This window comes from Photorhabdus namnaonensis (assembly GCF_001684335.1).
GTDB lineage: Bacteria > Pseudomonadota > Gammaproteobacteria > Enterobacterales > Enterobacteriaceae > Photorhabdus > Photorhabdus namnaonensis.
This window is the reverse complement of sequence record NZ_LOIC01000052.1, coordinates 1-868: the sequence shown is the minus strand read 5'-3', so window position 1 is coordinate 868 and position 868 is coordinate 1. Positions and strand designations below refer to the sequence as shown.

At 61.9% G+C, this 868-nt stretch carries 1 protein-coding gene; it reads right to left on the bottom strand.

Annotated elements, in window-relative coordinates:
- Positions 1–868: ImcF-related family protein (locus tag Phpb_RS26715; protein ID WP_276204264.1), on the bottom strand; the 868-nt coding region annotated here is incomplete at both ends.

Sequence of the window (868 nt, the reverse complement as noted above, 5' to 3'; positions counted from 1 at the left end):
CTGTAACGGCCGCTGGCCATTAAAAACCTGACTCCAGCGCGCCTGCATATAGTGTTCCACCAGCGATTTATTGCGGCCGCTGCCATCTTCCAGCATCCGCATGATGCGCAGGACTTCCAGTTTTTCTTCGCTGCCTTTAGGCGCCCGGTTCAGGTCGTCCAGCAGGCCGTTCATTAAGGCGGGCAGGAAGCGCTGAGACAGCAGTTGCAGGTAGGTGTTTTCCACGTACGGGCCGACCGCCGCGCCCTGATAAAGCCCCATATCCGCCAGCGGCCCTTTCTGATGGTAATCCCCGTAGGCCAGGGTGGCTTTACGGACAGGATTGAGCAGGGGAAGCTGTAAATTGCCGTTACGGTCTTCGCCCTGGGGGGGCGGCACAGACAGGAAGGTTCTGGCCTGCGCCAGGACCTCGTCGCCGGCCCGGTAGTTCTTCTGATAGGCGTAGTGCCAGCCGGTCCACAGGGCCAGCCCCACCCCGGCGCCCACGGTGGAGAAGGTCAGCAGTGTGTGGCGGTGGCGGTTTAACCACAGGCGGTTTTCCGCCGCCAGATTCGGCTCGGCCAGCAGGACCGCTTCAAACAGCGCGTGGGTGAAGTAGGGCGCGGTGTCCGCCACCGGCCAGGTGGGAAATGCCTGTGGCCCGAGGTGATACTGTACCGCGGCGGACTGGGTAAATAGGTCATCCATCTGGCCGATTTGTGTAGACGAGGTGAGATAAACCCCCCGCAGGCCGGGCTGGGCCGGACCGCCGTTGTAAAGGAGTCCCTCCAGCAGCTGCGTCACAGCGCTGTGCAGCCCCTGTATCTGGCGGGTGAAGCTGAACAGGGGGCTGCGCTGACTGATATCCACTTTATTGAGCATCATGTCC